Source organism: Paenibacillus oleatilyticus, from assembly GCF_018998565.1.
GTDB lineage: Bacteria > Bacillota > Bacilli > Paenibacillales > NBRC-103111 > Paenibacillus_G > Paenibacillus_G oleatilyticus.
The window spans coordinates 118691-144808 of sequence record NZ_JAHNZO010000020.1; the positions used below are offsets into that span (position 1 = coordinate 118691).

At 54.1% G+C, this 26118-nt stretch carries 25 protein-coding genes, 2 tRNA genes and 1 riboswitch; of the genes, 10 read left to right on the top strand and 17 right to left on the bottom strand.

Features of this window, described 5'->3' with window-relative positions:
- Positions 1-3 precede the first annotated feature (3 nt).
- A complete protein-coding gene (locus tag KQX66_RS23600) occupies positions 4-408 on the bottom strand; it encodes a gamma-glutamylcyclotransferase family protein (protein ID WP_216795281.1) in 405 nt (134 codons plus the stop codon).
- Positions 409-622: 214 nt separating this feature from the next.
- Here KQX66_RS23600 and KQX66_RS23605 point away from each other — a divergent pair, with 214 nt between their 5' ends.
- Positions 623-763: a hypothetical protein gene (locus tag KQX66_RS23605; protein WP_036687748.1), complete on the top strand. Its 141-nt coding sequence runs from the start codon at positions 623-625 to the stop codon at positions 761-763.
- Between the two features lie 177 nt (positions 764-940).
- On the opposite strand, the gene KQX66_RS23610 is transcribed toward KQX66_RS23605, so the two are convergent.
- Complete coding sequence (locus KQX66_RS23610; protein ID WP_010499607.1) at positions 941-1249, bottom strand: CD3324 family protein; 309 nt, start codon at positions 1247-1249, stop codon at positions 941-943.
- A 771-nt stretch (positions 1250-2020) separates the two neighbouring features.
- Positions 2021-2123, top strand: a riboswitch (purine riboswitch).
- Positions 2124-2286: 163 nt separating this feature from the next.
- On the opposite strand from KQX66_RS23610, the gene KQX66_RS23615 reads away from it, so the two are divergent.
- The gene (locus KQX66_RS23615) at positions 2287-2886 is read left to right on the top strand and encodes a xanthine phosphoribosyltransferase (protein WP_216795252.1); all 600 of its coding nucleotides are present in this window, start codon (positions 2287-2289) and stop codon (positions 2884-2886) included.
- A 50-nt stretch (positions 2887-2936) separates the two neighbouring features.
- Positions 2937-4262, top strand: a complete 1326-nt coding sequence (locus KQX66_RS23620; RefSeq protein ID WP_216795282.1) for a nucleobase:cation symporter-2 family protein — start codon at positions 2937-2939, stop codon at positions 4260-4262.
- Positions 4263-4353: 91 nt separating this feature from the next.
- Here KQX66_RS23620 and KQX66_RS23625 read toward each other — a convergent pair whose 3' ends face one another.
- Positions 4354-5937: a bifunctional metallophosphatase/5'-nucleotidase gene (locus tag KQX66_RS23625; protein WP_216795253.1), complete on the bottom strand. Its 1584-nt coding sequence runs from the start codon at positions 5935-5937 to the stop codon at positions 4354-4356.
- 196 nt (positions 5938-6133) lie between these two features.
- Here KQX66_RS23625 and KQX66_RS23630 point away from each other — a divergent pair, with 196 nt between their 5' ends.
- Positions 6134-7102 (top strand): phosphate/phosphite/phosphonate ABC transporter substrate-binding protein, encoded by a 969-nt coding sequence (locus KQX66_RS23630; RefSeq protein WP_216795254.1) that lies wholly within the window; start codon positions 6134-6136, stop codon positions 7100-7102.
- Positions 7103-7153: 51 nt separating this feature from the next.
- On the opposite strand, the gene thrC is transcribed toward KQX66_RS23630, so the two are convergent.
- Entirely contained in the window at positions 7154-8407 is a 1254-nt protein-coding gene (gene thrC / locus KQX66_RS23635; protein ID WP_216795255.1) for a threonine synthase, read from the bottom strand.
- Positions 8408-8533: 126 nt separating this feature from the next.
- On the opposite strand from thrC, the gene KQX66_RS23640 reads away from it, so the two are divergent.
- Positions 8534-9418, top strand: coding sequence for a LysR family transcriptional regulator (locus KQX66_RS23640; protein WP_216795256.1), 885 nt, complete (start codon positions 8534-8536; stop codon positions 9416-9418).
- A gap of 91 nt (positions 9419-9509) precedes the next feature.
- Here the strand turns inward: KQX66_RS23640 and phnE (KQX66_RS23645) are convergent, their stop codons facing one another.
- From phnE (KQX66_RS23645) to KQX66_RS23675, 7 genes are all read right to left on the bottom strand, one after another.
- Complete coding sequence (gene phnE / locus KQX66_RS23645) at positions 9510-10301, bottom strand: phosphonate ABC transporter, permease protein PhnE (protein ID WP_216795257.1); 792 nt, start codon at positions 10299-10301, stop codon at positions 9510-9512.
- The gene (gene phnE / locus KQX66_RS23650) at positions 10298-11089 is read right to left on the bottom strand and encodes a phosphonate ABC transporter, permease protein PhnE (RefSeq protein WP_216795258.1); all 792 of its coding nucleotides are present in this window, start codon (positions 11087-11089) and stop codon (positions 10298-10300) included. The genes phnE (KQX66_RS23645) and phnE (KQX66_RS23650) overlap by 4 nt, the downstream gene beginning before the upstream one ends.
- Entirely contained in the window at positions 11086-11859 is a 774-nt protein-coding gene (gene phnC / locus KQX66_RS23655) for a phosphonate ABC transporter ATP-binding protein (RefSeq protein ID WP_216795259.1), read from the bottom strand. Before phnC ends, phnE (KQX66_RS23650) begins: the two co-directional genes overlap by 4 nt.
- A gap of 172 nt (positions 11860-12031) precedes the next feature.
- On the bottom strand, positions 12032-12832 hold the full coding sequence (locus KQX66_RS23660) for a lipid II flippase Amj family protein (protein ID WP_216795260.1): 801 nt from the start codon (positions 12830-12832) through the stop codon (positions 12032-12034).
- A 123-nt stretch (positions 12833-12955) separates the two neighbouring features.
- Positions 12956-13729, bottom strand: coding sequence for an ABC transporter permease (locus KQX66_RS23665; RefSeq protein ID WP_216795261.1), 774 nt, complete (start codon positions 13727-13729; stop codon positions 12956-12958).
- The gene (locus tag KQX66_RS23670) at positions 13722-14645 is read right to left on the bottom strand and encodes an ABC transporter ATP-binding protein (protein WP_216795262.1); all 924 of its coding nucleotides are present in this window, start codon (positions 14643-14645) and stop codon (positions 13722-13724) included. The genes KQX66_RS23665 and KQX66_RS23670 overlap by 8 nt, the downstream gene beginning before the upstream one ends.
- Positions 14646-14741: 96 nt before the next feature.
- Positions 14742-15557 carry a uroporphyrinogen-III synthase gene (locus tag KQX66_RS23675; protein WP_216795263.1) on the bottom strand — a complete coding sequence of 272 codons (816 nt, stop codon included), beginning with the start codon at positions 15555-15557 and terminating at the stop codon, positions 14742-14744.
- 208 nt (positions 15558-15765) lie between these two features.
- Between KQX66_RS23675 and KQX66_RS23680 the strand changes: the two genes are divergently transcribed.
- A complete protein-coding gene (locus tag KQX66_RS23680) occupies positions 15766-16482 on the top strand; it encodes a 3D domain-containing protein (protein WP_216795264.1) in 717 nt (238 codons plus the stop codon).
- Between the two features lie 66 nt (positions 16483-16548).
- Here the strand turns inward: KQX66_RS23680 and KQX66_RS23685 are convergent, their stop codons facing one another.
- Both KQX66_RS23685 and KQX66_RS23690 read right to left on the bottom strand, forming a co-directional pair.
- A complete protein-coding gene (locus tag KQX66_RS23685) occupies positions 16549-16959 on the bottom strand; it encodes a hypothetical protein (RefSeq protein ID WP_216795265.1) in 411 nt (136 codons plus the stop codon).
- Between the two features lie 155 nt (positions 16960-17114).
- Positions 17115-18173 (bottom strand): TRAP transporter substrate-binding protein, encoded by a 1059-nt coding sequence (locus tag KQX66_RS23690; protein WP_216795266.1) that lies wholly within the window; start codon positions 18171-18173, stop codon positions 17115-17117.
- Between the two features lie 158 nt (positions 18174-18331).
- Here KQX66_RS23690 and KQX66_RS23695 point away from each other — a divergent pair, with 158 nt between their 5' ends.
- From KQX66_RS23695 to KQX66_RS23710, 4 genes are all read left to right on the top strand, one after another.
- Positions 18332-18796: a hypothetical protein gene (locus KQX66_RS23695; RefSeq protein ID WP_216795267.1), complete on the top strand. Its 465-nt coding sequence runs from the start codon at positions 18332-18334 to the stop codon at positions 18794-18796.
- Between the two features lie 138 nt (positions 18797-18934).
- Complete coding sequence (locus KQX66_RS23700) at positions 18935-20515, top strand: ATP-binding protein (protein WP_216795268.1); 1581 nt, start codon at positions 18935-18937, stop codon at positions 20513-20515.
- Between the two features lie 56 nt (positions 20516-20571).
- The gene (locus KQX66_RS23705; RefSeq protein ID WP_216795269.1) at positions 20572-21318 is read left to right on the top strand and encodes a response regulator; all 747 of its coding nucleotides are present in this window, start codon (positions 20572-20574) and stop codon (positions 21316-21318) included.
- Positions 21319-21464: 146 nt separating this feature from the next.
- Complete coding sequence (locus KQX66_RS23710) at positions 21465-22772, top strand: dicarboxylate/amino acid:cation symporter (protein ID WP_216795270.1); 1308 nt, start codon at positions 21465-21467, stop codon at positions 22770-22772.
- Positions 22773-22823: 51 nt separating this feature from the next.
- Here the strand turns inward: KQX66_RS23710 and KQX66_RS23715 are convergent, their stop codons facing one another.
- The 4 genes from KQX66_RS23715 to KQX66_RS23730 form a co-directional block, all read right to left on the bottom strand.
- Entirely contained in the window at positions 22824-24296 is a 1473-nt protein-coding gene (locus KQX66_RS23715; protein WP_216795271.1) for an amino acid permease, read from the bottom strand.
- A gap of 380 nt (positions 24297-24676) precedes the next feature.
- Positions 24677-25396 (bottom strand): thioesterase II family protein, encoded by a 720-nt coding sequence (locus tag KQX66_RS23720; RefSeq protein WP_216795272.1) that lies wholly within the window; start codon positions 25394-25396, stop codon positions 24677-24679.
- A 475-nt stretch (positions 25397-25871) separates the two neighbouring features.
- A tRNA-Arg gene (locus KQX66_RS23725) sits at positions 25872-25945 on the bottom strand.
- Between the two features lie 16 nt (positions 25946-25961).
- A tRNA-Gly gene (locus KQX66_RS23730) sits at positions 25962-26036 on the bottom strand.
- Positions 26037-26118 lie beyond the last annotated feature (82 nt).

Here is a 26118-nt window from a genome sequence, read left to right on the forward strand (position 1 = left end):
GCTTCAAAGCATGCTCCCATGCTCTTGCTTCCTGCGGGCATATTCGCGCCAGGATCCGCCGTTAATGCGCGGGTATCCCCGCGGCTCATTCCACAAGTAGATCCATCCCTCGCACTCTTCCCGCCGGCTGTCGCGCACCCAGACGCGTTCATAATCGTTCCGCGCGCCGGGCCCGTAATACTCCTCCAGTTCGTCCATCCGATTCAGACCTTCCTGCGTCACGACCAGCCATTCGCCTTCAACGTCCGTCTCGCCGCCGCAGCCCGACAGGACGAGTCCGGGATAAGCTCCCGCATCGAACAACGTGCCGCGCACCCGTCCGGGCCGGACCGAGAGCACATAAGGCGCGACCACAGAATGATTCGACTCGCCGACCAACAGCGTTCCATAGACGAAAACCCGGATCAGATCGGTTCCCCCTCCTTCAATCCAACCGGCGAATTGCTTCCTTGGCGACGGTTGCCGGCTGGAGTAAATTCCATTTTCTTCTATCATACCATAAGCCAAGTTCGGGGAAGCGGGTGATTTGCCCTATCTTTGAATGCGTGCCGTGTCCGAAAAAAGGAGACTGGCATAAATTGTCCATAAGACAAAGTCTGTGGGGGAATGGGGGGAATGCGCCATGCTTAGTCCCGAAGATGCGAACAAGATCATCCGCTTTTTGTCGGCGGCTTATTTTTGCACCGACTCGGATCAGGCGCGTAAAGAGTTTAACCGGTTGGCCAACGAGCTGCGCAAAGCTTCCGGACAGCCGGAACAATGATGCCGCTGCCGGAAGCAGCGTCAGAGCGTTGAGAAGCCCTAGGAGTAGAAAATCTCAGAGAAATAGAGGTGGGGTATGTCTCGTAAGAGTTTACGTCCTCCTCAAGACAATAGAAAAAAGCCAAAAGCGTCCACTTCTGGCTTGTTCCGTTTGCGATTATTTTCGCTATCCTTTCGGCTAGTGCCTGGTGGACGCCGTTTCCTGCTGCCGCGAATTTAGTCCGCGGGTTTTCACGATGATTTTCCGAATGCTGTCCTCCGACAGATGAAACTGACGGATCAGATCGGTAACCGTATGTCCGTTCTCATACAGCCTGAAAATCTCAAAATTCCGACGCATAATCGACTGCCGGGTGCCGTTGTTCTCACCCCAGCCTGCGCGGGTCTGTTCTTTTTTCGGTATATAAATGATTTCGCCCTGAATATAGTCCTGCAGTTGCTTGAGCAGACTAGGCGGCAAAATATCCTTCCCATTCTTGTACCCCACCGATGAAAGCCTCCTTTCGCGCCATGTTGGCCAAAGCCTCGAAAGTTATAAGCATTTTCATCTTTACACCTCCTCTGAGTTTTGCCGAAGCAAAACTGACGTCGCAAGCATTAGGGGCATGGAATTCAGGATAAACGTCTACGCCGTCCTTATCAGCATTAAGGATAAGCGCGTTTATCAAGGTTGACGCGAAGCTATAAGTTGCGTTAACTTATAAATTCTTATCAACAAAAAAACACGATCGCCATATCGTGCCTGAATGCCTCTATATGTCATGTATCATTCAATGACGGTTCAGGTGACGGTGAAGGAGAAAAATGCTTATTCACTTGTTAGCAAACCCTTTTCCTTTGTTCATTGTGTCCAGTACCAATACCATTGCACGACACTCCTTTCACCTGAATTTTTTTGAAGATACGGAATTTCCCTTACATTATAACCCATCGATTCTTGTATTGTCCATCCGCGAATATATAAGGGGCCCGAAGGCCCCCCTTGACTGGCGTCTCCGCTTACGCGAAGACCACCTCGGATACCGTAATCATTGTTTCTGATCACTCCTTTCCTTAAGCGTCAGCCGGCCGGCTACATCTCCTATTAACTCATAATCGGCTGCCGTGCCGCAAGGTGGAAAACTTTTATAACGATTTTATCCTTATCCTGTCCCCTGCTGCGCCTCACGGAAGCTTCTGCCGGGAAACCGCCGTTTCCCGTATTTTTGAACTGGCGCAAACCGCCCGCATCGTATATAATGGCATACAGTAAAGCGCCGGAAACGAATATAAAAAAGCTCGTATAATTGCAGGATGAATCGGCCTGCGAGTCTCTACCCTGCCTCCGCAACGGCAGGACTACGGGCGGTACACATACGGACGCAGAAGGGGAAACGCCGCTGCTTGCAGCCCGGCCGACCGTTTTGCGCCTTTTCTTGCTTTTGCGTATCGCTCGATTGCCCGTTTCTTATGTAGAAACGGACGAATCGGGCTTTTTGTGTTTATCGGGCTTAGGATCTTGTTAACGTTCGGGAGGAAAAAGTAATGGAACTGCTAAAAAACAAAGTGCTGCAGGAAGGAATCGTGCTCGGAGAACAGGTGCTTAAGGTCGACTCGTTTCTGAACCATCAGGTCGATCCCGTCCTTATGATGGAGATCGGCAAAGAATTTGCCGCCCGTTTCGCCGAAGAACGCATTACGAAGGTGCTGACCATCGAATCGTCCGGGATCGCTCCCGCCGTCATGACGGCGCTGCAGCTCGGCGTGCCGCTCATTTTCGCGCGCAAGCGCAAGTCGCTGACGCTGCGGGACGATCTGCTTACGGAGAAAGTGTACTCCTTCACCAAGCAGGAAGAAAGCGAAGTATCCGTCTCCAAAAAGTTTTTGTCGCCCGGCGACCGGGTGCTGCTGATCGACGATTTCCTCGCTAACGGCGAAGCGGCGTTCGGGTTGGCCCGAATTGCCGAGAAAGCGGGCGCTACGGTAGCCGGTATCGGCATCGTGATCGAGAAAGCTTTTCAGCCGGGGGGCCGAAAGCTTCTGGATGCAGGCTATCGCGTAGAGTCTCTCGCGCCTGTCGCTTCGTTGGCGGACGGACGGGTCACATTCACGGACAAGCCTGAGCCGCAAACGAATCCGGTATAAATCAATTCCGTGCCCAACAATCCATTCCCGGAGGTATCCTTCCTGTGTCTATGAATGCAAAATCACCCGGCCAGCCGCCGATGCGGCGGTTTTCGCTCGGCCTGCAGCACGTGCTTGCCATGTACGCCGGCGCCGTCATCGTGCCGCTGATTGTCGGCAGCGCGCTGAAACTGTCGCCGGAGCAGCTCGCCTACCTGGTTTCGATCGACCTGTTAACCTGTGGTATCGCTACCCTGCTTCAAGTGTGGAGCAACCGGTTCTTCGGCATCGGCCTGCCGGTCGTGCTCGGCTGTACGTTCACGGCCGTCGGCCCGATGATTGCCATCGGCAGCCAACACGGCATCTCGACCGTCTACGGCGCCATCCTGGCCGCGGGCTTGTTCGTCGTCATCTTCGCCGGGCTGTTCGGCAAGCTGATCCGCTTCTTCCCTCCGGTCGTGACCGGTTCGGTCGTCACGATCATCGGGCTCACGCTCATTCCCGTAGCGCTGAACGATATGGGCGGCGGGGTTGGCAACCCGAATTTCGGCGCGCCGGTCAACCTGCTGCTTTCCTTCGGTGTGCTCGCGCTGATTATCGCCATGAACCGCTTTTTCACCGGCTTTTGGCGGGCGATCTCGATTCTGCTCGGGTTGATCGTCGGGACGCTCGTTGCGGCGCTGCTCGGCAAAGTCAGCTTCGCTCCGTTCCATGAAGCTTCCTGGTTTCATATGGTGCACCCGCTCTACTTCGGCATGCCGACGTTTGAAATCACGTCCGTGCTGACGATGATTCTGGTCGCTGCGGTCAGTCTGGTGGAGTCGACCGGGGTCTTTTTGGCGCTCGGCAAAATATGCGACCGCGACATCCGCTCCGAGGATTTGACCCGCGGCTACCGCGCGGAAGGTCTCGCGATCATCCTCGGCGGCTTGTTCAACGCCTTCCCGTATACGACCTACTCGCAGAACGTCGGGCTGATCCAAATGAGCGGCGTCCGGACGCGCGACGTGATCATGACCGCAGGCGGCATACTGATCGTCCTTGGCCTGATCCCGAAAGTTGCAGCGCTGACGACGCTGATCCCGACCCCCGTGCTCGGCGGCGCGACCGTTGCCATGTTCGGCATGGTCGTCTCTTCCGGAATCCGCATGCTCGGCTCCCAGGTCGATTTGAACAACCATGAGAACCTGCTGATCATCGCCTGCTCCGTCGGCATGGGTCTCGGCGTGACGGTCGTTCCGACGCTGTTCAACCAACTGCCGCAAGCCGTGCAAATTTTGACCGGCAACGGCATCGTCGCAGGCAGCTTCACCGCGATCGTGCTGAATCTGGTGTTCAACCTTCGGCGGAAACGGTCGGTTGCCGATGCTTCGCAGCCGCAAGGCGCCGCGAACTAATCGAATTGACATATATGTAAGAAGACTGCGGCCTGTGAAACGCCTAATTCACAGAACCGCAGTCTTCTTTTTTGCCACATATCCTATTGGTTTAGTCCCAAACGACTTCCCAATTTCGGTTCAGCGACGCTTCGATCGTTCCCCGCTCCATAATATAGCCGGCCAGCAGCTCCGCCATATCGGTCGGAATGTCCTTCACGATCGGCTTCCCTTGGAACATCAGGTAGTTTCCGCCGCCTGCCGCCCGGTAATTGTTCATGACGACGTCGTATTCCGCTTCCGGATCGATCGGCTTGCCGCTATAGCGCAGCTCGACGATCCGCTGTCCTACCGGACGCGAAATGTTGATCCGGTACTCAATGCCTTCCCACATGTCGTAATTATAATGCTGCGGCTTCGGATCGCTGAATTCCGCACTCACCTGCACCTGACCGCTTCCGTCATAATGGGCAAAATACGAGGCCGAACGCTCCAGTGCGGCGCGGATATCCTGCCCCGACACCCGGATGACCTGCAGCGTGTTCGGATAGATGTAATTGGAGACAATGTCCCGCATCGTAATATGCTCGGGAAATCCCGGCGAGATGTTGTCGAACAGCGCAGTGTTCGAGATCGAGGCCCCCGACAGCTCCATCTGCACCCGGTTGATAAACTCGATGAGCGGATGCTCCTTCAGCCGGACCTGCATCGGATCGGTGATACGCATGTCGCCAAGCAGACGCCCGATCGGCTGATCGAGCCATACCTGCGCGAGGCGCTCATGCGGCTCCACGATCTCCATCACCGCAGAATCCGGCGGTTCACCCTGCGGGGAAACCAGCTCGGACGCAGCTTCCAGCACGCGCCAGCTTCCCTCTTCCAAGCCCAGCGTCAGCGTGACTTTGCCGAGCCAGGCGCCTGCGCTGCCGGGCTGTACGACCGTCACCCCGTTGATGCTCGTTCCGCTGATCGAACGGTGCTGGTGACCCGTGAGCAATACGTCGATGCCTTCCACCTCGCGGCAGAGCGCGTAGCCTTGATTTTCCCCCGTCAACGGCTCCGTCGGCTCGCCGGATTCCAGATGCCGCTCGAACCCTCCGTGATAGGAGACGATCACGACGTCCGCTCCCTCGTGCTCGCGCAGATGCTTCACCCACCGCTTGGCCGTCTCTACGGCATCCTCAAAACGCAGGCCCGCGATATGCTCGGGCTTCTCCCAATGCGGGATGTAAGGCGTCGTCAGCCCCAGCACGCCGATTTTGAGCCCCTGCTCGAGCGTCTTGACCAGATAGGGCTTGCCGAATACCGGTTCGCCGGTCGCTTCATCGACGATATTGGCGCTGAGCCAAGGGAAATTCGATTCCCCGACCGCTTTGCGCAGCAGCTCCATCCCATAATTGAACTCGTGATTCCCGATAACGGCCGCATCGTACCCGAGCTCATTCAGGCACTGGATCATCGGATTCGGCTCCCCGCCGTTCAGCTTGGCGTGATGATACGCCAGCGGCGTCCCTTGAATCAAATCCCCGTTATCGATAAGCAACAGCGGCCCGCCCTTTTGGCGCTCCTTGCGAATGATCGATGCGATTTTGGCGAAGCCCGTTTCCGTTGCGCTGTTGTTGGCATACTGGATCGGCAGCAGCGCCCCGTGAAGGTCGCTTGTTTCCAGAATCGTGACTGTCAGCTTTTGAACCACCTTGAATTCAACTCCGTTTTTCCATAGAATTGAATCCACTATATCAAATTTAGCGCCGGAGAACCATCCGTCGGGATCCAAAATATTTTTCGACATTTTTAGGGCTTTTTCACAAAAAATTTACTATGGGTTATCCGAATCTGTGGTATAGTAGGAAATGGATTTTGATTTAACAAGTTAACAGGAGGTCCATTCCATGTTTAAAAAGTTTGCAGCAGTCAGTCTGTCCCTGGTGCTTACCGCCGGGATTGCAGCAGGTTGCGGTACGAAAACAGAGAACAATTCTGCAACCCCTGCTCCTTCCGACAAAAAGCAAGAAGCGCCTGCGGCGAAAGGCTATCAGCCTAAAGAATTGAAAGTGCAATTCGTTCCTTCCCAAAGCGCAGAGACGCTGGAAGCGAAGGCGAAGCCGCTGGAAAAGCTGCTCGGCGACAAGCTCGGCATTCCGGTTAAAGTATCCGTCTCGACCAACTACAACACCGTTATCGAAGCGATGGCTTCCAAGCAAGTCGATATCGGCTTCCTGCCTCCGAACGCTTACGTGCTGGCGCATGACGAGAAGAAAGCGGCGGACCTGCTGCTGCAAGCTCAGCGTTACGGCGTAGACGAAAAAACGGGCGCCGACACCAAAGACCTGGTTGACTTCTACAAAGCCATGATCATCGTTAAAGCGGATTCCCCGATCAAAGAATTGAAAGACCTGAAAGGCAAAAAAATCGCTTGGCAAGGCGTAACGTCCTCCGCAGGCTTCGTATGGCCGGCCAACGAAATGAAAAAAGCGGGCGTCGATCCGGAGAAAGACGTAACGGGCATCGAAGTAAAAGGACACGACAAAGGCATTCTGGCCGTGATGAACGGACAAGTGGATGCAGCGGCTGTGTTCCAAGACGCGCGCAATACGGTGAAGAAAGACGTTCCGGACATTTTCGAGAAAACAAAAGTGGTTGCTTTTACGGCTCCAATCCCGAACGACACGATCGCCGTTCGTAAAGATATGGATCAAGAATGGAGAGACAAAATCTCTCAAGCGTTCATCGACATCGGCAAAGATCCGGAAGGCGGAAAAATCATTTTCGACGTATACTCCCACCGCGGCTACGTGAAATCCGACGACAAGAAATTCGATGTCGTTCGCGAATATTCCAAAGGCATCGGCCAGAAGTAATATACAGCAAAAGGAGCACCCTGCTTTCCGCAGCGGCGCTCCTTTTTTGCGTTACAGGCGCTCCTTGACTTGCCCCAGCTCCAACGCCAAAGATACAGGAATTCCTGCATCGGCGGCTTTCCCCGTCACATACCGCTGCAAGGCGTCGGCGTCCTTTAACATATGCCCGGTTAAAAGGCACACCGCCGTCTCGTCCTTATCCACGATCCCCTGCGCGACCAGCTTGCGAAGCCCTGCCGCCGACGCCGCAGAGGCCGGTTCGCATCCGATGCCCGCGCGGTCGATCACCGCTTTTGCCTCCATGATCTCCTCATCCGTCACGGAAACCGTTACGCCGCGGGTCGCTTGCAGCACGGCGGCAGCTTTTTTCCAGCTTGGCGGGTGGCCGATATTCAGCGCGCTGGCCAGCGTATGCGGCCGGGGCTCCGGTACCAGCTCCTTCAGGCCGTGCTCGATCATCCGGTGGAACGGACTCGCGCCCTCTGCCTGCACGACCGCCACCCGAGGCATACGCGCAATGAGTCCTACGGCCAGCATATCCTGCAGCCCTTTGCCGAGCGCGGACACATTGCTCAGCGCCCCGCCAGGCAGCACGATCCAGTCCGACAGCGTCCAATTTAGAGCCTGCGCGATTTCGTAGACGATGCTTTTTTGTCCCTCGATCCGAAACGGATTGATCGAATTGCATACGTACAGCTCCAGCTCGGCCGCATGCCGTTCCAAGAAGCAAATCCCGTCGTCGTAGGTACCCTGGAACCGGATCATCCGCGCTCCATAAGCCGCCGTTTGCAGCACTTTCCCGCCTGCGACGCCTTCCTCCGGGACAAAGACGTACGAGGCTTTGCCGGAAAGCGCCGCATACATCGCAAGCGACGAAGACGTATTTCCCGTCGACGAGCAGGCAAAACGCTCATACCCGAGCCAGGCGCCTTGCGATACGGCAACCGTCATCCCGTTATCTTTGAAGGAGCCGCTCGGATTCTCGCTCAGCGCCTTGAGTCCCAAGCCCCGGACTCCTGTAAACCGGCCGACCGGTTCGGAGCCGTACAGCCCCGTATTGCCTTCGTATTTGGTTACGATCCGCTCTACCGGAAGCTCCGGATGAATCAGCTCCTTATAGCGCCACACCCCGCTCGCATAAGGCGTATTGCGCTGCGCCAGGCGCTCGTCGAAGACGCGCCGCAGCTTCTCGCCGTCTAACGCACCAAGGTTCTGCTCGACCTGAAGCAGCCCGCCGCATTCGCAGCGCCATACCGGATCGGTGAGGCTCCGTTCTTGTCCACACTCCGTACAGCTCAATTTCATGCCGCTCGCTCCTTTTCGCTATTGCGATTTGCTTCATTCGACTTTAGAATAAAACGAAAAAACATATAAGTATAATATATTTATTTCGACTAATCATAAATTAATTTTATGAATGGAGCGAGCCTCATGAACCTCCACGCGTTAAAAATATTTCATACCGTCGCCCGGAGCCGAAGCGTCACCCGCGCCTCCGAAATGCTGCGCATCAGCCAGCCTGCGGTCACGATGCAGATCCGCAACCTGGAGAAGGAGCTCGGCCTCGTCCTGCTGGCCCCGAAGGGAAGGGGCATCTGGCTGACGGAAGCGGGAACGTTCCTCGCCGCCCATGCCGAGCGGTTATTCGCTCTGGAGCAAGAGCTTGAAACGCTCGTCGACGATTACCGTGCAGGACGGTCCGGCACGCTGCGGATCGCCGCGACATACCTTCCGGCCAACTTTTTGCTGCCCGGCTGGATCGCCGCCTACAAGCGGAGTTTTGCCGGGGTGCGGCTGACTCAATATACCGGGAACGCCCAGCAGTCGCTTGAGCGGCTGGAACGGTACGAAGCCGATATCGCGGTCATCGGCGGCGCCGCCGCTGCGCCCTCCCGGCTGAAGCGCACCGTGCTGTTCGAGGACCCGATGTGGTTCGTCGTTCCTCCGGATCATCCGTGTGCAGGCAAGGAAATCGGCCTCGTCGATCTATTGAAAGAAACGTTCATCATGCGGGAGGAAGGCAGCTCGACTCGCGAAATGCTGCTCGCGCTATGCCGGATGTCAAGCCTCGCCCCGCCCGATATCGGCGTCGAGCTGGGCGGGATGAACGAAGCCGTGCGGGCAGTCGCTGCGGGCTACGGCGTGCTCTTCGCCTCGGCCGCCGAGGTGCGGGAGTTCGTCGAGCGACGCGAGGTCGTGCGGGTACGGGTGAAGCACCCGGATGTGAGGAATCCGATTGCCGTCTATTGGCGCGAGGGCGAGCCGCTATCCGGGCAAGCCGCGGCGTTTGTCGAGCTGATTACCGGCCGGGTTTAGGCGCGAATAAGAAGAAGCGGGCCATTTCCGCACAAAAAAGCCCGCTTTCGGACTGAAGTGATCCGAAAAAAGCGGGCTTTGTGAACTACACCTACACCAGACGTTTGCGAATGGCGGAAGAAATAATATCGATGATGGTGACCATGACGATGATCCCGAGCAGAATAACACCGACACGGTTCCATGCGCGGGCTTCCAACGCCAGAATGAGCGGCGCCCCGATCCCACCCGCCCCGATCAGACCAAGGATGGAAGCGGAACGGATGTTAATCTCGAAGCGGTACAGCGCAAACGAGAAGAAGTGCGGCAGCACCTGCGGAATCACGGCGAACCACAGCACCTGCAAGCGGTTGGCGCCACAGGCGGTCAACGCCTCGGTCGGACCGAGATCGAGATTTTCGATCGCCTCCGAATACAGCTTGCCGAGCATCCCGATCGAGTGCAAGCCGAGCGCCAGCACCCCGGCATAAGCGCCCGGGCCCACCGCTTTGATGAAGATGATCGCCATGATGATTTCCGGGAACGTCCGAATAAAGCTCAGCATGAATTTGCCGCTGCCGGATACCCAGCGGAAACGGCTCATGTTATTTGCCGCCCAGAAGGCAAACGGTACGCACAGAAACGCCGAGATAAACGTACCGATAATAGAAATGGCTAGCGTATCGAGCAGTCCCCGGATCAGGTCCTCACCTTCCGGCATGTAGACAAAGCCCCAATCGGGATGGAACAAACCGCGGAGAATGGCAGCGAAATCCCGGCCGGCGTTTTCCGTCAAGCCTTCGAATTTAATGCCGAGAAAAGACCAGAGATAAATGGCCAATATAATGATAGCCACGAGCCAGAAACGGATGCGGAACGGTTTTTTAGTCGTTGTCTGATTCATAACAGCCTCTCCCTTATCTTCGTGCTCACAAAATCGATCAGCAGCACGATCGCCAGCGTCAAAATGATGATAAGGGCCGAACGGTCATAACGGAACTGCTGCAGCGTCCGGTCGAGCGTTAACCCGATCCCGCCCGCACCGACCAAGCCCAGCACGGCGGCAGCCCGGACATTGACTTCAAACGTGTACAAAAAATACGCGATATATTGCGCGGCCACCTGCGGCACGACGCCAAAATGAATCCATTGCAGCTTGTTGGCCCCGACGGCCGTCATCGCTTCCAGCGGGCCCGAATCGATCGCTTCGATCGACTCGTAGGTCAGCTTGGCGATCAAGCCGAAGGAGAAGAAAGCGAGCGCCAGTACCCCGGGCATCGCCCCGATGCCGAAGATCGCAACGAACAATCCGGCAAAAAGCAGCTCCGGAATCGTCCGGATCAGGTTGAGAATAATGCGCGCCGGATGATAAATCCACGGGCTGCGGGTTACGTTGCCGGCCGCAAGCAAAGCGATCGGAATCGCGACCAGCCCGCCGAGCGTCGTGCCAATCACCGCCATTTGAACCGTTTCCATCATCGGCTTCCAGACGACATCGATATAGCTCCAGTCGGGAGGAACCATCTCAACAAGCAGCTTGCCCATCTCCGGAAAGCCTTCGATCAGCTTGGTAATACTGGAGTCGGTTTTATCCGCGCTCCACCATAACAGAAAAATCAGAACCAGCGTCGTCATATACGACTTCGCATTGGACGGCTTTTTCAGGATGTCGCGGCGTTCGGGACCGGTCATTCCGCCTCCACCCCCAGAAGCTCGTCCTTCTTGATCGCGCGCCCGTAAATGCCCGAAAAGGCCTCGTCCGTCGCTTCCGATACGGGACCGTCGAATACGACCTCCCCTGCCCGCAGGCCGATAATTCGTGTCGCGTATTCCCGTGCCAAGTCGATAAAGTGAAGGTTAACGACGGTCGTGATGCCGAGCTCCTGATTGATCCGTTTCAGGTCATCCATGACCTGACGCGTCGTCAACGGGTCCAGCGAGGCGACCGGCTCGTCCGCCAGAATGATTTTCGCTTCCTGGGCGAGCGCTCTGGCAATCGAGACGCGCTGCTGTTGTCCGCCGGACAATTCGTCCGCACGGGCATACGCCTTTTCCCGAATATTTACGCGTTCAAGCGCTTGGAGCGCAAGCTCTACGTCTTGTTTCGGGAACAGCCCGAGCAGCGTCCGCAGCGTCGAATGATAGCCGACACGGCCGGAGAGAACGTTGCGAAGAACAGAGGAGCGTTTGACTAAGTTGAAATTTTGAAAAATCATGCCGATATCGCGGCGCAGATTCCGAAGCTGGGCTCCCTTTGCCGCCGTAATCGAGCGTCCGTCGATGAGAATTTGGCCATCGGTGATTTCATGCAGTCGGTTGATCGAGCGCAGCAGCGTCGATTTTCCCGCTCCCGAGAGACCGACGATAACAATAAATTCGCCTTTGTCCATGGTCAAATTAATATTTTTGAGACCTACGGTTCCGTTCGGATATACCTTGGACACATTCTGGAATTCAATCATAGTCTAATGATAGTCCCCTTTAACTAATTTAAACTGACAGATTTTAATTCGACATGAATCGCGTTTTTCCTCTTCCGTTGCGCCCCAAACGACCATATTAATGAAAGCTTAACACTTTCAACCAGCAGGACTTGACTCCCAGGACTGTAAAAGAATAATCGTCACTGCTTGATTAAAACAGTAACCCGCAAATAAACGCAATCACCTTCGCTCCCGGCAGGAGCAAAAGCTGGGCGAGCAAGGTACCGGCCAGCCGCGACAGCATCAGGATGCCGAACATTTTATGGAGCTCCGCCTGCTTTACCTTGCCGGATATCGCCTTATCGGACAGCAGCGCAACTCGCGGGTCGATGAAGATGGTCAGCAGGATGGTGGCAATCCCGTTGATCAGCCCTGACGATTGCGCGGCGCTTGTCGCATTCTCGGGAACGAGATAAGACGCATACAGCGCGGATAATACGCCGACCGTGTAGATGCCCGTAACCAAGGTGTTCATCAGCAAAAGCCGCTTCGGAATCCCGCCGACCCGCAGCCGGCTGAGCATCTCCAGACGGGGCAGACGAAATACGCGCTTGACCGATTTCAGCTTGTCGATCGTCACGGACTCCCGGATTAGGATCGGCAGCGACCCGACGACCTCAAGCCGGGCGATCAGCCGCGTGGCCACGAACACCATCGTCGGAAAAACGAGAAGCGCCACCAGCGTCCCGACGGAAGCCCCGATCAAGATCAAATGAAATTGAAACCCGAGCGCAATGTCCGGGTCATGCTTCGCTTTATCGATCAAATTGCCGAATAACGTGCCTTGAAGCATATTCGAAGTTCTGGAGATCAGAACGATGATGCCGGTGAGCGATAAGGCGACTGCCAGTTTTCCTGTTCGGATGCCGGCCAGCCTTACCGCATAAGATAGCGTTTCCACGCCATGAATGATCAAGGTCAGCGCAAATACGAGCCATACCGATCCGATCATGCTTCCCCCTCCTCCGTTTTGCAGACAAGCCAAAAACGCGACCGCACGCTTGATTCGCAAGAACAAAGACGGCTGTCGCGTTTGTAGTGGTTTGCCGGTTGAATGACGTCTCTTGATCGCCTGCTAGCTGCCTGCGACGTCCCTCTTCGTAAATAGCAGCCAGGAAACGGCATAGAATACAATCCAATAAGCGGCCAGAATAGCCAGAGAGAAGCCGAGCGTCATCCCGGGGACTACAGGCTTGCCCCCGTGCAAATACGGAGTCAAATCCGTATTGGCGAACAACAAATATTTGACCCAGGCATATCTGAGCTGCACCAAAATGGTTACGAGCGTTCCGGACACAAACATCAGGAAGATGGAGAGTCCGATCGCCAGCGAGCTGCTCCGGAACACGGTCGAAATCATAAAAGCCAGCGTCGCCGTCATCACGATCTCTATGGCTTTGATCCCATATCCTTGAAGGATGGCCGGCATCGTCCCGTCGGGCGCAACCGAACCGCTGACGCCGAATAGCACAAGCCCCGTAAAGTAAGAGATGATCAGCATAAGCAGCAGCAGCTCGACAATGAACAGCAGCACGGATACGTACTTGGCCCATAAAATTTTGCCGCGGGAGGCCGGGCGGATCAGCAGCAGCTTCACGGTGCCCCACGTAAATTCGGAAGCTACGCTGTCCCCCGCCACAATGACGGAAAAAATCGTGACGAGCGGGGCGAGAATCGCCGAGTTGCTCATGAATTGAAGGACGTGGTTCATCTCCGATTCGAGGACATACTTCATCATCGCGCCCATCGAAATAACCGCCAAGACGACAAAAGCAAGCATGATCCACGTTCGCAGACGGGTATAAATTTTCATCTGCTCGTTCTGTATGAGGCGCAATACGCTAGACAATCCGGTTCCCTCCCGTCACTTCGAGGAACTGCTCCTCGAGCGTTTTGGTCAGCGTCCGGATGCCGTAAACCCGGATTCCCGCCGCAACGAAGTGGGCGTTAAGCTCGGCGATCGCTTCGCGCCGGTTCGGCAGCCATACGCTGAGCTCCGCACCTTCCGTTTTCGCACGATTCGCCTCGCCAAGCAGCTCAAGAGCCGCATCGGGGCGGTCGACTTCAAACCGGACCTCAACGTCCTCCGTCTCCGAAGGCGCCTCCTTGAACGACCGGACATCGAGCAGCCGTCCGTTCTGAATGATGGCTACCCGGTCGCACATCAATTCCATCTCCGACAGCAAGTGGCTCGAAACGATGACCGCCAGCCCTTCCTCCGCAGCCAACCGACGCAAATAATCGCGCAGCTCGCGGATCCCCTCGGGGTCCAGACCATTGGTCGGCTCGTCGAGCACGAGCACCGACGGGCGGTGTAGGATCGCTTGGGCTACGCCGAGACGCTGCCGCATGCCGAGCGAATATGTTTTTACCTTATCCATAATGCGGTTCTCCAGCTTCACCAGCCGAACCACTTCGTCAATACGTTCCATTGGGACACTCGGCATCATCCGGGCAAAATGAACCAGGTTCTGATACCCTGTCATAAACCCGTAAAACTCAGGGTTCTCCACAATCGCGCCGACATGAAGCATCGCTTGCTCGAACCTTGTTTTCACGCTGTGTCCCTGAATCAGCACTTCACCGTCCGTGATGGCCATTAACCCAACCATCATCCGGATCGTTGTCGTCTTGCCCGCGCCGTTCGGTCCGAGAAATCCGAACACTTCGCCGGGCTTCACGGCGAAGGACAGCCCGTCCACAATCGTTTTGGAGCCGATTCGCTTGGTTACCTGCTGCAGTTGTACTACCGGAGTCGCTTCCATAATGCCTCCATATGTAAAAAATAGGGCATACCTTCCTAACACGGAAAGTATACCATACCTGAAATCTGGGACCAAATTTCGTAACAGGCCGGTGCTCTACGCTCCGGATTCCTGCTCGTAATATTGCGCCAGGCTGACGATCATGCTGCCCATCCGCTCCTGCTCCGGTGCAACGACCCGTGCGATGCCCTCTTCGCGAAGCGCTTCAGCCGTCACTTTGCCTACCGCCACGGCGACGACACCGCTCGCAAAAGCATCCTTCACCCGGTCCGCCATCCCCTGCTCCTGCGCATAAGCCATCAAAAACCGGACCTGCGGTGTGCTGGTGAACGTCACAGCATCGATAACGCCGCTCACGATTTCATTCAGCAGCGTATCCACCACCTCCAGAGCAGGCGGAACGTGCCGATACGGCAAAATTTCACGGTACGACGCCTGCCGCTCGGCGAGCCATTGGACAAGCCTTGGCGCGGTGTCGCCGTATAGCTGTAGCGCCACCCTCTGCCCCTGGAGCTCGTGAGGCTCCATCGCCGCGATCAGGCTGGCCGTCGTTCCGTCCTCGTCCCGTACGGCAGGGGTTAGCCCCAGCGTTTTCAAATAATTGATCGTTTTGTAGCCTCTGGCCGCGATTCGGGCTTGGTTCAACGTTTCCACGAACGCTTCCTTTTGGCCCATGCTTTCGGCCGCTTGTACCAATAGCTCCGTACCGATCCCTGTCGTAAGAATTACCCAATCGATCCCCGTCTCGATCAGCCGGGCGATTTCCGCCTCCACTTGCTCCCGCTCGACAGCAACGGTTCCTTGGGCCGGCCGCAAGATCGGCACTCCGCCCAGCTTTTCCACGATGACGCTAAGCTCCGCCGCTTTCCTCGGTCCAGTAAGCGCAATTCGTTTTCCTGCAAGTCTGCTCATCCCGCTGCCCCCTTGTGCTGACCTTCTGCCGGTCGCGTATTCCTGCAATGCGTCACCATATCTGACATATAGTTCGTACTATACTGGAAGATTGCCGTTCAAGCAATAGATTTGGAGAAACGAATTTTTAGCTGCCTGTTTAAATTCGGGGATCGCGGGCAAATCTAGTACTATCACTCTAGTTTTTTCAAAGGAGGAGTAGTAAGGAATGTGTAATCCTAGTATTTTTCGGCTCGCGCTTTGCCTCATTCTCATCGTCACCCTGGGAGCGGCGGCCGAGCGGCCCGCCTATGCCTACCATACATCTTCAGATCTGGCCGAAACGGCCGTGACGTCCCAGGAATGGGACGCGATCCTGCAAAGAGACGCAGGGGCTGAAACACAGACGGAAGGCTCTGTCTTGCAAACACAGTCTTCCCCTGTCTCCTATAAAGTGCGCTCGGGCGATACGCTTTATCGGATCTCCAGATCGTTCGGAATCCCCGTGGAGACACTGCTAACCGTCAATGGAATCAACGATCCGGGATCGCTCCAGGCAGGGCAGCAGCTGCAGATTCCGTCGGAACAGACCGGCATTGATCTACCCGGGGGACAAGAGGGTATCATCCGACAGGTGCTGACTTCCACGCTAACGGCTTATACCGCGGGAGTCGAATCGACCGGCAAGAAGCCGTCCCATCCGGAATACGGCATCACCTATAGCGGCAGCAAAGCCGAGGAAGGACGCACGATCGCCGTCGATCCTTCGGTTATCCCGATGGGCTCGACCGTTTTCATCGACGGTATCGGCGTCCGGAAAGCCGAAGATATCGGATCGGCCATCCGCGGCACGCGAATCGACTTGTTCATGGACGACGTGGAGCAAGCCCGCGACTTCGGCGTGAAGAAAAATGTGAAGGTTTATGTGCTGGAAGGCACGGTGTAGGATAACTCAAAAAAAGAGTAGATTCCTTGAACATTACATTCAAGGAATCTACTTACTTTTCTACTGCTATTTCCAAGCAAGCGATACGCTCTGGCCGGCGAACTTATAGGTTACATAGTTCGAATTAGGGTCGGTTTGTTTAAGCAATCTGCCGCTTTTGTCATACGCGCCAACCCACAACTTGTATTCCGTGTCTATTGCTGCACCAGTAAATGTATACGAGTTGCTTGTTGTGTCGAACGTTTGTTTCGTGTTGTCATCTGTATTCAAAACCGACACAGTGTAATGATGTACGCCAGTTACCGAACCAAACTTGATGACAAGTCCCGCGGCGGCCAGTTCATGATGACCAACTGGTTCGGAAGCCGCTACAGTCGGATTAATCGCATTAGGCGTCAATTGTTCTGCAGCTGCGGCACCGGCGATGGACGTTAGAGATAATGCCGAAAGTAAGGCCAAAGAAGCAATCTTTTTCACAACAATCACTCCTTATATAATTTTGTGTTCTTGCGAACAATTCATATATTATATCTTTTGTTTTCTTTTTTGTTTGTTTTTGGATATCCGGCAAAAAATAGGGATTATCCTGCAAAAAAGTTGTCGAATTCCAGCACCCCGCCGTCATCGCTTCGTCAACCGCCGTATTTTTCCCGTAACCGGTGAATGAGGCTCATGACATCTTTTCCGATCGTCGCCTCGAATTCCTGATAAATCGGCTCCAATCGCTGCATCCACTCGCGGCGTTCCTCCGGCGTCTGAACATGAATTTGCAGTCCCCCTTGATGGCGCAGCTCTTCCAGCTGGCGGCGGTTCATCTCGATCGCATTCTCGTTGGCCCAATGCGCCGTTTCTTCCAGCGCTTCCGCCAAAGGCTGCTTCACATCCCCCGGCAGCTTGTCCCAGAACGATTTGTTCATCAGCACCGTATACCCGAGATATCCGTGGTTGCTGATGGTCATATATTTTTGCACCTGGTAGAACTTTTTCGTACGGATGTTGGATATCGTATTCTCTTCGCCGTCCACGACGCCCGACTCCAGACCGCGGTAAACTTCGTTGAACGGAATCGGGGTCGTTTTCGCCTCGAACTGCCGAAATTGCGCTTCGATCACTTTGCTCGGCAAAATACGAAAGTGCTGTTCTTTGAAATCCGAAGGATGGATCAGCGGCCCGCGGTTGGAAGTCATTTGCTTGAAGCCGTTGCCCCAATAGGACAAGCCGACCAAATTTTTGCTTGCCAGCTTATCGAACAGCAGCTTCCCAAGCTCTCCGTCAAACGCTTCCTGTACCGCTTCATCGCTCAAAAACGCATACGGCAGGTCGAACGTCAGCCACGCCGGAACGTGATCGGACAGATTGGCAAATGAAGGCGCAATCATCTGCACGTTGCCGCGCATAAGCGCATCCATTTCGTCGGTCTCGTTATAGAGTACCGCGTTCGGAAACACTTCGACCTTCACGCGCCGGTTTGTTTTTTCGGACACCAGTCTGGCAAACCTTTGAGCCGCCAAACCTTTAGGCGTATTTTCGGCCACGACATGACTGAATTTAATGACCAATGCCTGGTCAAAGCCTTCTTGCTCGTCATCCGCCACGTCGGATGTCGAGGAAAAGCCCGGATAAAATCCGATCGCCACGGCAGCGGCAAGCCCGATTAATACAACAAGCAGCGTTCCGAGCAAAGGCCTCACGCCCGCCCACCTCCGGAGTGTCATGATCATGATGTACAATAACACATGTCGCCGCCTAACTCAACGAAGACCGTAAGCCGAACATGAATTTTGAAGAAACGGATAAACTAAAGAAAAACGCGGACGATTCCCCGCAAACGAAGGAGGTTTCAGACGAGATGCCGGCAAGATTCGTACGGGGTCTGCTTTGGTGCCTTCTGCTGATGCCAATCGTATTGACGGGCTGCGGCGGCGGAAAAAAACAAGAGCAGCAACAAAAGCAACAAAGTCAAAAACAGCAGCAAGGTAAACAGGGCGATGTGGTGCTTCAGCAGCAGATGAAGATGTATCAGGATATAAAAAAAAGCGAGCGCGAGCAGCAGGAAAAGATCCGCAAGGAAGAGAAAAAGCAGCTTAAAAAGCTGCAAAAGGATCAGCAAAAAATGCTGAAGAGGGAACTCGAATTTCAAGAAAAAGTTCGTATGGGGAGCAACCCGTGGGCCGGCGGCAAAAAGGAAAAGCAGCAGTCCAAGCAGCAAGGCAAAGCCGGAACAAAAAAAGAATCGACTGAGAAGAAAAACAAATCCCCGGAGCAGCAGCAAGGCAAAGGGAAGGAAGAAAAAAAGAAGATGCCGGGAGGGTAATTCCTCCCGATTCGATACATATCCGCTTATCGACAGCCCGTCCCCGCTCCATCCCGGTTGCGAAGGAAGGGCTGTTCTGTTTCCATCCCGCCGCATCCTGTTGTATGATAATATATCGTAGAAAGGGGGCGGGAACGGATGCTGCAGCGCTTGAAAATCAACTGGAAAATCGCGATTTTGTCGTTCGGCATCGTCCTGTTCTCACTCTGTATCGGAGGGACGATTCTTCTTGGCAGTATCGTGCGGCTGAAGGAGGAAGAGCTGGGGCGGCGGCTGCTTGTGACCGCCCGCACCGTGGCGCAGATGCCGGAGGTCGTCTCCGGCATTGCGGACCCCGGAATGCGCGACGGCATCCAGCTTGCCGCCGAGCGCATTCGCATCATCAACGACGTAACCTACGTCGTCGTGATGGATATGCACCGGCTGCGGCTGTCGCATCCGGTGGAAAGCAAAATCGGCACCGTTTCGTCCGGTGCCGATGAAGGCCCCGCCTTTGCCGAGCACACTTACGTGTCCAAGGCGGAGGGCGAGCTCGGCACAGCGCTGCGCGCCTTCGTGCCGATTATGAACGCCGAGCATGCGCAGATCGGCGTCGCGCTCGTCGGCCGCATCCAGCCGACCGTAGGACAGGTGCTGCTGGACCTGTCGAGTCAAGCCTACGTCGTGTTGTTCATCTCCCTGCTTTTCGGGCTGTGGGGGTCGTGGAAGCTCGCCCAGCATATCAAACGGCAGATGTTCGAGCTGGAGCCTCACGAAATCGCCGCGCTGCTGCTCGAACGTACGGCGACGTTCAACGCGATGCATGAGGGTGTCATTGCCATCGATAAGTACGAACGCATCACGATTTTCAACGAGAAAGCGAAACAGATGCTCAAAGTATCGGGCGATGTCGTCGGCAAGTCGATTTGGGAGGTGCTTCCCGATACGCGGCTTCCGGAAATATTGGAGCTTAATCATCCGATCTTCAATCAAGAGCTGGTCATTCAAGGCACACCGATCATGAGCAACCGGGTACCAGTTACCGTAGGCGAACAAACCGTCGGCGCCGTCGCCATTTTTCAAGACCGGACGGAAGTGACGCGGATGGCCGAAGAGCTGACCGGCGTTCGGACCTTCGTCGATGCGCTGCGCGTGCAAAACCACGAATACATGAACAAGCTGCATACGATCGGCGGCTTGATTCAGCTCGGCAGCAATAAGAAAGCGCTTGATTATTTGTTCGAGATGACCGAGCAGAAAGAAGAGCTGACCCGGTTTCTCGACAGCCGCATTCACAACGAAAGCCTGACCGGTCTGCTGCTCGGCAAAATCAGCCGCGGCCGGGAGCTTGGCATCGAGGTAACGATCGACAGGCAAAGCAGGCTGGAACGGTTTCCCGAACGGCTCGATCATCACGATTTCGTGATTTTGCTCGGCAACCTCCTGGAAAATGCTTTTGATGCCTTGCATCATCAGACCAAGGATAACAAGCGCATCTTCATCAGCCTTGAACAAGATGACGAGGTGCTGTCCGTCCTCGTCGAAGACAATGGCTGCGGCATGGAGGAGTCCGTCAAAACCCGCATATTCGAGCACGGCTTTACAACTAAAGGCGGCGGCGGACGTGGAATCGGCCTTCATCTGATCGACGGTATCGTGCGGAAAGGCGGCGGCTCGATTCAGATCGAATCGGCCCCGGGAGAAGGAACGACATTCATCATTACGTTCCCGATGCAGTAATTTTTACAGTCCAATGCTCTTCATTTACAATGAAAGCGAGGGAGATGACAAGCAATATGGCAGATGGTATAAACGAATTCAAGCGGGACGCTTTCCGCGTTCTGTTGATCGAAGACGATCCGATGGTGCAGGAGGTCAACAGTCAATTCGTCGAGCGAGTGGAAGGCTATCGTGTCGTCGGCATCGCCTCCAGCGGGGATGAAGGCTTGCGCATGGTGAAGGAGCTGCAGCCCGATCTGGTCATCCTCGATATTTTCATGCCGGTGCGGGACGGCATCGAGACGCTTCTGGAGCTGCGCCGAATTCAAGCCCCCGTCGATGTTATGGTGATCAGCGCGGCCAACGATATGCGGACCATCGAACGGATGCTTCAGAACGGGGCCGTCGATTACATTATGAAACCGTTTAAATTTGAACGGGTGAAGCAGGCGCTTGAGCATTATCGGCAGATGAAGGCAGCGCTGAACAGCGGCCGTCCGGCTACCCAATCCGAGCTGGACCGGCTGCTTTTCGGAAGAACGCATGACGCGTCTTCACCAGACGTGCAAAAGGAAGAGCCATTGGAATTGCCCAAAGGGCTGCAGGCCGTAACCCTCAAGCAGATTATGCAATTTCTGATCCTGCAAACGGAGGCGCTTTCAGCGGAGGAGGTCGCCGAAGGCATCGGCATCGCCAGGGTGACAGCCAGACGCTATCTCGATTATTTGGAGAAAAGCGGTCAAGTCCGTCTCGATCTCCAATACGGGGTCGGCCGCCCCGTCAATAAATACACATTATCCTCACCGCCCGGCGGATCGCGTTAACGAACAACGCGGTCCGCTTTTTTGTGCGCTCTCCAAGACCAAAAAGACCAAAACAACCAATATGTCCAAATGATTCACAAGCCATTATGAAAGCGATAACATAAAAACACGAAAAGAGAACGCACTATTAGAAACGAGGGATTTCCATGAAAATCAACTTCAAAAATCTTACGGTTCAGGTCTTGATTGCGATTGTCCTCGGGATCTTGATCGGGCAATTTTTCCCGGCGTTCGGGGTGCAGCTTAAAGTGCTCGGCGATATGTTCGTCAAACTGATCAAAATGGTCATCGCCCCCATCGTCTTTTTCACAATTGTAATCGGTTTCGCAAATATGGGGGATATGAAAAAAATCGGCCGGATCGGCGGCAAAGCGCTGCTGTATTTTGAAATCATCACGACCTTCGCGATGGCGATCGGGATTGCGGTTATGTATCTCGTCCGTCCCGGCTCCGGCATGGATGTCAGCAAAGTCGGCGCCAATGCGGCCGATGTGGCAAAATATGCGAAGCAAGCAGCGGAAACTCCGCATGGCTTCATGGACTTTCTGCTTAGCGTCATTCCGGACAGCGTCGTAGGTGCGCTCGCCAAAGGCGACATGCTGCCGGTGCTCCTGTTCTCTGTCATGTTCGGTCTCGCTATGGCTTCCCTGGGCGAGAAATCGAGACCCGTCACGCATTTTTTCGAGAAATTGAATGACATCTTCTTTAAATTGGTCGCGATGATCATGCGCTTCTCCCCTATTGCCGCAGGCGGCGCCATGGCTTATACGATCGGGAAATTCGGGATTGCCTCCCTGTTCTCCCTTGGCAAAATGATGGGGTCCGTCTACATCACCATGATTCTGTTCGTCATCGTGATACTCGGTGCAGTAGCCCGATTCTACGGCTTCAGCATCTTCAATCTGCTGAAGTTCATCAAAGAAGAAATTTTGCTGGTGCTCGGCACGTCCTCCTCCGAATCGGCGCTGCCGCGCTTGATGGAACGTCTTGAGAAATACGGCTGCTCCAAGTCGGTCGTCGGTCTGGTCGTCCCAACCGGATATTCGTTCAACCTGGACGGCACGTCGATTTATTTATCGATGGCTGCTCTATTTATCGCGCAAGCCTATGGCATTGAGCTGACATGGCTCCAAATTTTAACGCTATTGGGCGTGCTGATGCTGACCTCGAAAGGCGCGGCAGGCGTTACCGGCTCCGGCTTCGTCACCTTGGCGGCCACGCTTGCGGCGATCCCGGGCAACGTGATCCCGCTTGAAGGCATGGCGCTTTTGCTAGGCGTTGACCGCTTTATGTCCGAAGCTCGGGCCATTACGAACCTGATCGGCAACAGCGTTGCCACCGTCGTCATTGCGAAGAGCGAGAAGCAATTTGATAATCAAACGGTCGCAGTATCCTCTACTTCGGAAGAAAGTGTTTATGTAAACGGCGAATCCAAAGCCCTCACTACGAATTAACGTACAAAAAAGCAGCCGTACCCTTTGTGGGTGCGGCTGCTTTATTATTTCCTATTTCGACCGTTCCTCAATCGTCTCATCGAACACACATTCTTCCAGCTTCAACATCTTCGTTTTATGCTTCCACTTATATGTTAGCCATATGACCAAAAAGAGCGGAATGCCGATATAAGAAGCAAACAGATAAGGCCAATCGACCGTACCGTCCTTAATCCCGCCCATACACTGACCGACGATAACGATAGCGCACAGTACCCCAGCCAGGATCGGCCCGAACGGAAACCATTTCGCTTTGTACGGCAGATCGTTGATGTCGCGGCCTTGAGCGACATAAGCTTTACGGAAGCGGTAGTGGCTTATCGCGATGCCGAGCCAGGCGATAAAGCCCGACATGCCGGATGCATTCAACAGCCAAGTGTAGACGACACCATCGCCGAACGAAGAGGACAAGAACGCGAACATGCCCAAAGCGCTCGTCACCAACAGCGCATAAACCGGAACGCCTCTCTTGCTCAGCTTGGCGAGAAAACGCGGCGCTTTCCCTTCTTTGGCCAGCACCCACAGCATCCGCGTCGACGCGTACATGCCGGAGTTCCCTGCTGATAATACCGATGTAAGGATGACGGCATTCATCACCGATGCGGCGATGCTAAGGCCTGCTTTTTCAAATACCATCGTGAACGGGCTCATCGCCACGTTATCACTGGCCAAATTTTCGTTTGTATACGGAATAAGCAGACCGATCACAGCAATAGCAATCAAATAAAACAACAGAATGCGCCAGAAAACCGAGCGGATTGCCTTAGGCACGTTGCGGCGCGGATCTTCACTCTCTCCGGCGGCTACCCCTACCAGCTCCGTCCCCTGAAAAGAGAACCCTGCGGCCATAAATACGCCGAGCGCAGCCAAGAACCCTCCGTGGAAAGGCGCGTCGCCGATCGTAAGATTGCGGAAGCCGACGGCTTCGCTGGACCAGATGCCGACGATCATCAGAATGCCGATTCCGATGAACACAATGATCGTGACGACCTTAATTAACGCAAACCAGTACTCCGACTCTCCATAGCTTTTTACCGAAAGCAGATTGAGCCCCACCATCAAGGCAAGAAACAACGCACTCCAGAGGAAAGAAGGACTGTCCGGAAGCCAAAATTTAATGATCAGTGTCGCTGCCGACAGCTCGGCGGCTATCGTAATCGCCCAGTTGTACCAATAATTCCAGCCGAGCGCGAACCCGAACGAAGGATCCACGAACCGGGTCGCGTACGTGCTAAACGTCCCCGATACCGGCATGTAAGTAGCCATTTCGCCTAAGCTCGTCACCAAAAAATAAACCATGATGCCGATAATCAAATACGCAAGGAACGCTCCGCCCGGACCGGCTGAATGAATGGCTCCGCCGCTGGCCAGAAACAGGCCTGTACCGATGGAACCGCCGAGCGAAATCATAGTCATATGCCGGGCCGCCAGCCCTCTTTTCAACTGATTCGGGGATGAAGATTTGTCCACTCGGGTAGAATTCATAGATCGCTACTCCTTCTGAAAATGTTAAGGTCACCCTCATCAAAGATTTTTTATGGCGCTTTCAATGCTCCAAACTAGTTCCTAGGGCATAAAAAAAGCCGCAACCTGTATGCGACTACTTGGTCCTCTTAGGTTAGGTTTATTCATAAAATCTAAACAATATGCCTACCCATTCTATCATATTTCATTTGCTTTTATCTAGTCCTATCTTTTGACAGCTTTCTCTTATACGAAAATTTAGTAATGAAGAATTAAACAGGAGGATGGATACATCGGAGGGTTATGCTAAATCTGCGGGGCTTACCGATCGTTTTTCTTCGTCTGAAGGCAAAAAAGGAACCGTCAGAATGGATGACGATCCCCAATGATGTGTGCCCATGCTATCTGCCCGATGATAAAGCTACCCTGCTTAATGTTTCGTTGATCTGTTTGACGATAGACTCCGTGTGGTCGTGAATGAAAAAATGTCCGCCATCATACTCGACAATCTTGAAAGATCCGTTGGTATGATCACTCCAAGCGGTTAAATGCTCTGAAAGCATGTCGTCTTCTTTTCCATTCAATACGGTAAGGCCGCAATCGAACATTATATTTTTTTCATGGTAAACATAGTTTTCAACCAGCTTATAATCCGCTCTTAAAAGCGGCATAAAAATCTCTGCCAATTCCCGGTTTTCGAACAGTTCCCGCGGCGTTCCTCCCAGCTGATGAACTTCCGTCATAAATTCGGCTTCAGGGAGAAGGTGCATCACTTTCCTGTCATGCGGACACTGCGGCGCCCGGCGCCCGGATGCAAAGATGTGTACCGGCTCCACGCCTTTTAGCTGCTTAATTTTGCAGCAGAGCTCATATGTCAGCAAGCTTCCCATACTGTGCCCGAACAAGGCGAACGGGGCATGGAGTCTCCCGCCAATCTCACGGTATATATCTTCAATAGCTTGTTCGACGTTATCATAAGGAGACTCATTAAATCTCCGGCCTCTGCCGGCCAGCTCCACAGGATACAACTCAATATCCGCACTCAATAATCTCTTCCATTTGGAATAAATCGTAGCCGATCCGCCGGCATAAGGCAGGCAAAATAACTGAATTTTACTCATTAAAAGAAGCACCCCAATCCGTGTAGTAGAACGTAATTTGTGTTCTTTTGGCTAAAGCTTCTAGCCGTATCATAAGACAGACCATCCGGCTTCTTCTTATCCCTCAGTTGTAATGTTTTAGCGGCCAGGCCCATCTGTCGATGACCATTCATCGATTTGCTGAAAACGCCAAAATGACTATGATCCTCACTCCAAACCTCCCTTGCTTGCATTTTGTGCGTGATGCATAGAAAATCTTTAGAAAGATGGATATATCCACAAACCACATTGACCTATATTTTACCAAATAAAATAGGTATTGTATATTTAGTTTTTGTAATACATTAATGAAAAAAAGCAAAAGATTCTATTAAGCCATGTTCCTCGGAATCTCTTGCCAAACAATGCAACAAAAAAAGAGCTGTTTTGAAGTCAGTATTTCTACTTTCTTCAAAACAGCTCTTATTCTTTTCCCCGCTTTATTAAGCGGTAAGTACGTGCCCTGAGAGATTCGAACTCCCGACCTTTTGATTCGTAGTCAAACGCTCTATCCGGCTGAGCTAAGGGCACATAATTTTTAAATAAATGGAGCGGAAGACGGGATTCGAACCCGCGACCCTCGCCTTGGCAAGGCGATGCTCTACCCCTGAGCCACTTCCGCGTAAAGATGCGGTCGAGAGGACTCGAACCTCCACGGCTGTTACACCACTAGAACCTGAATCTAGCGCGTCTGCCAATTCCGC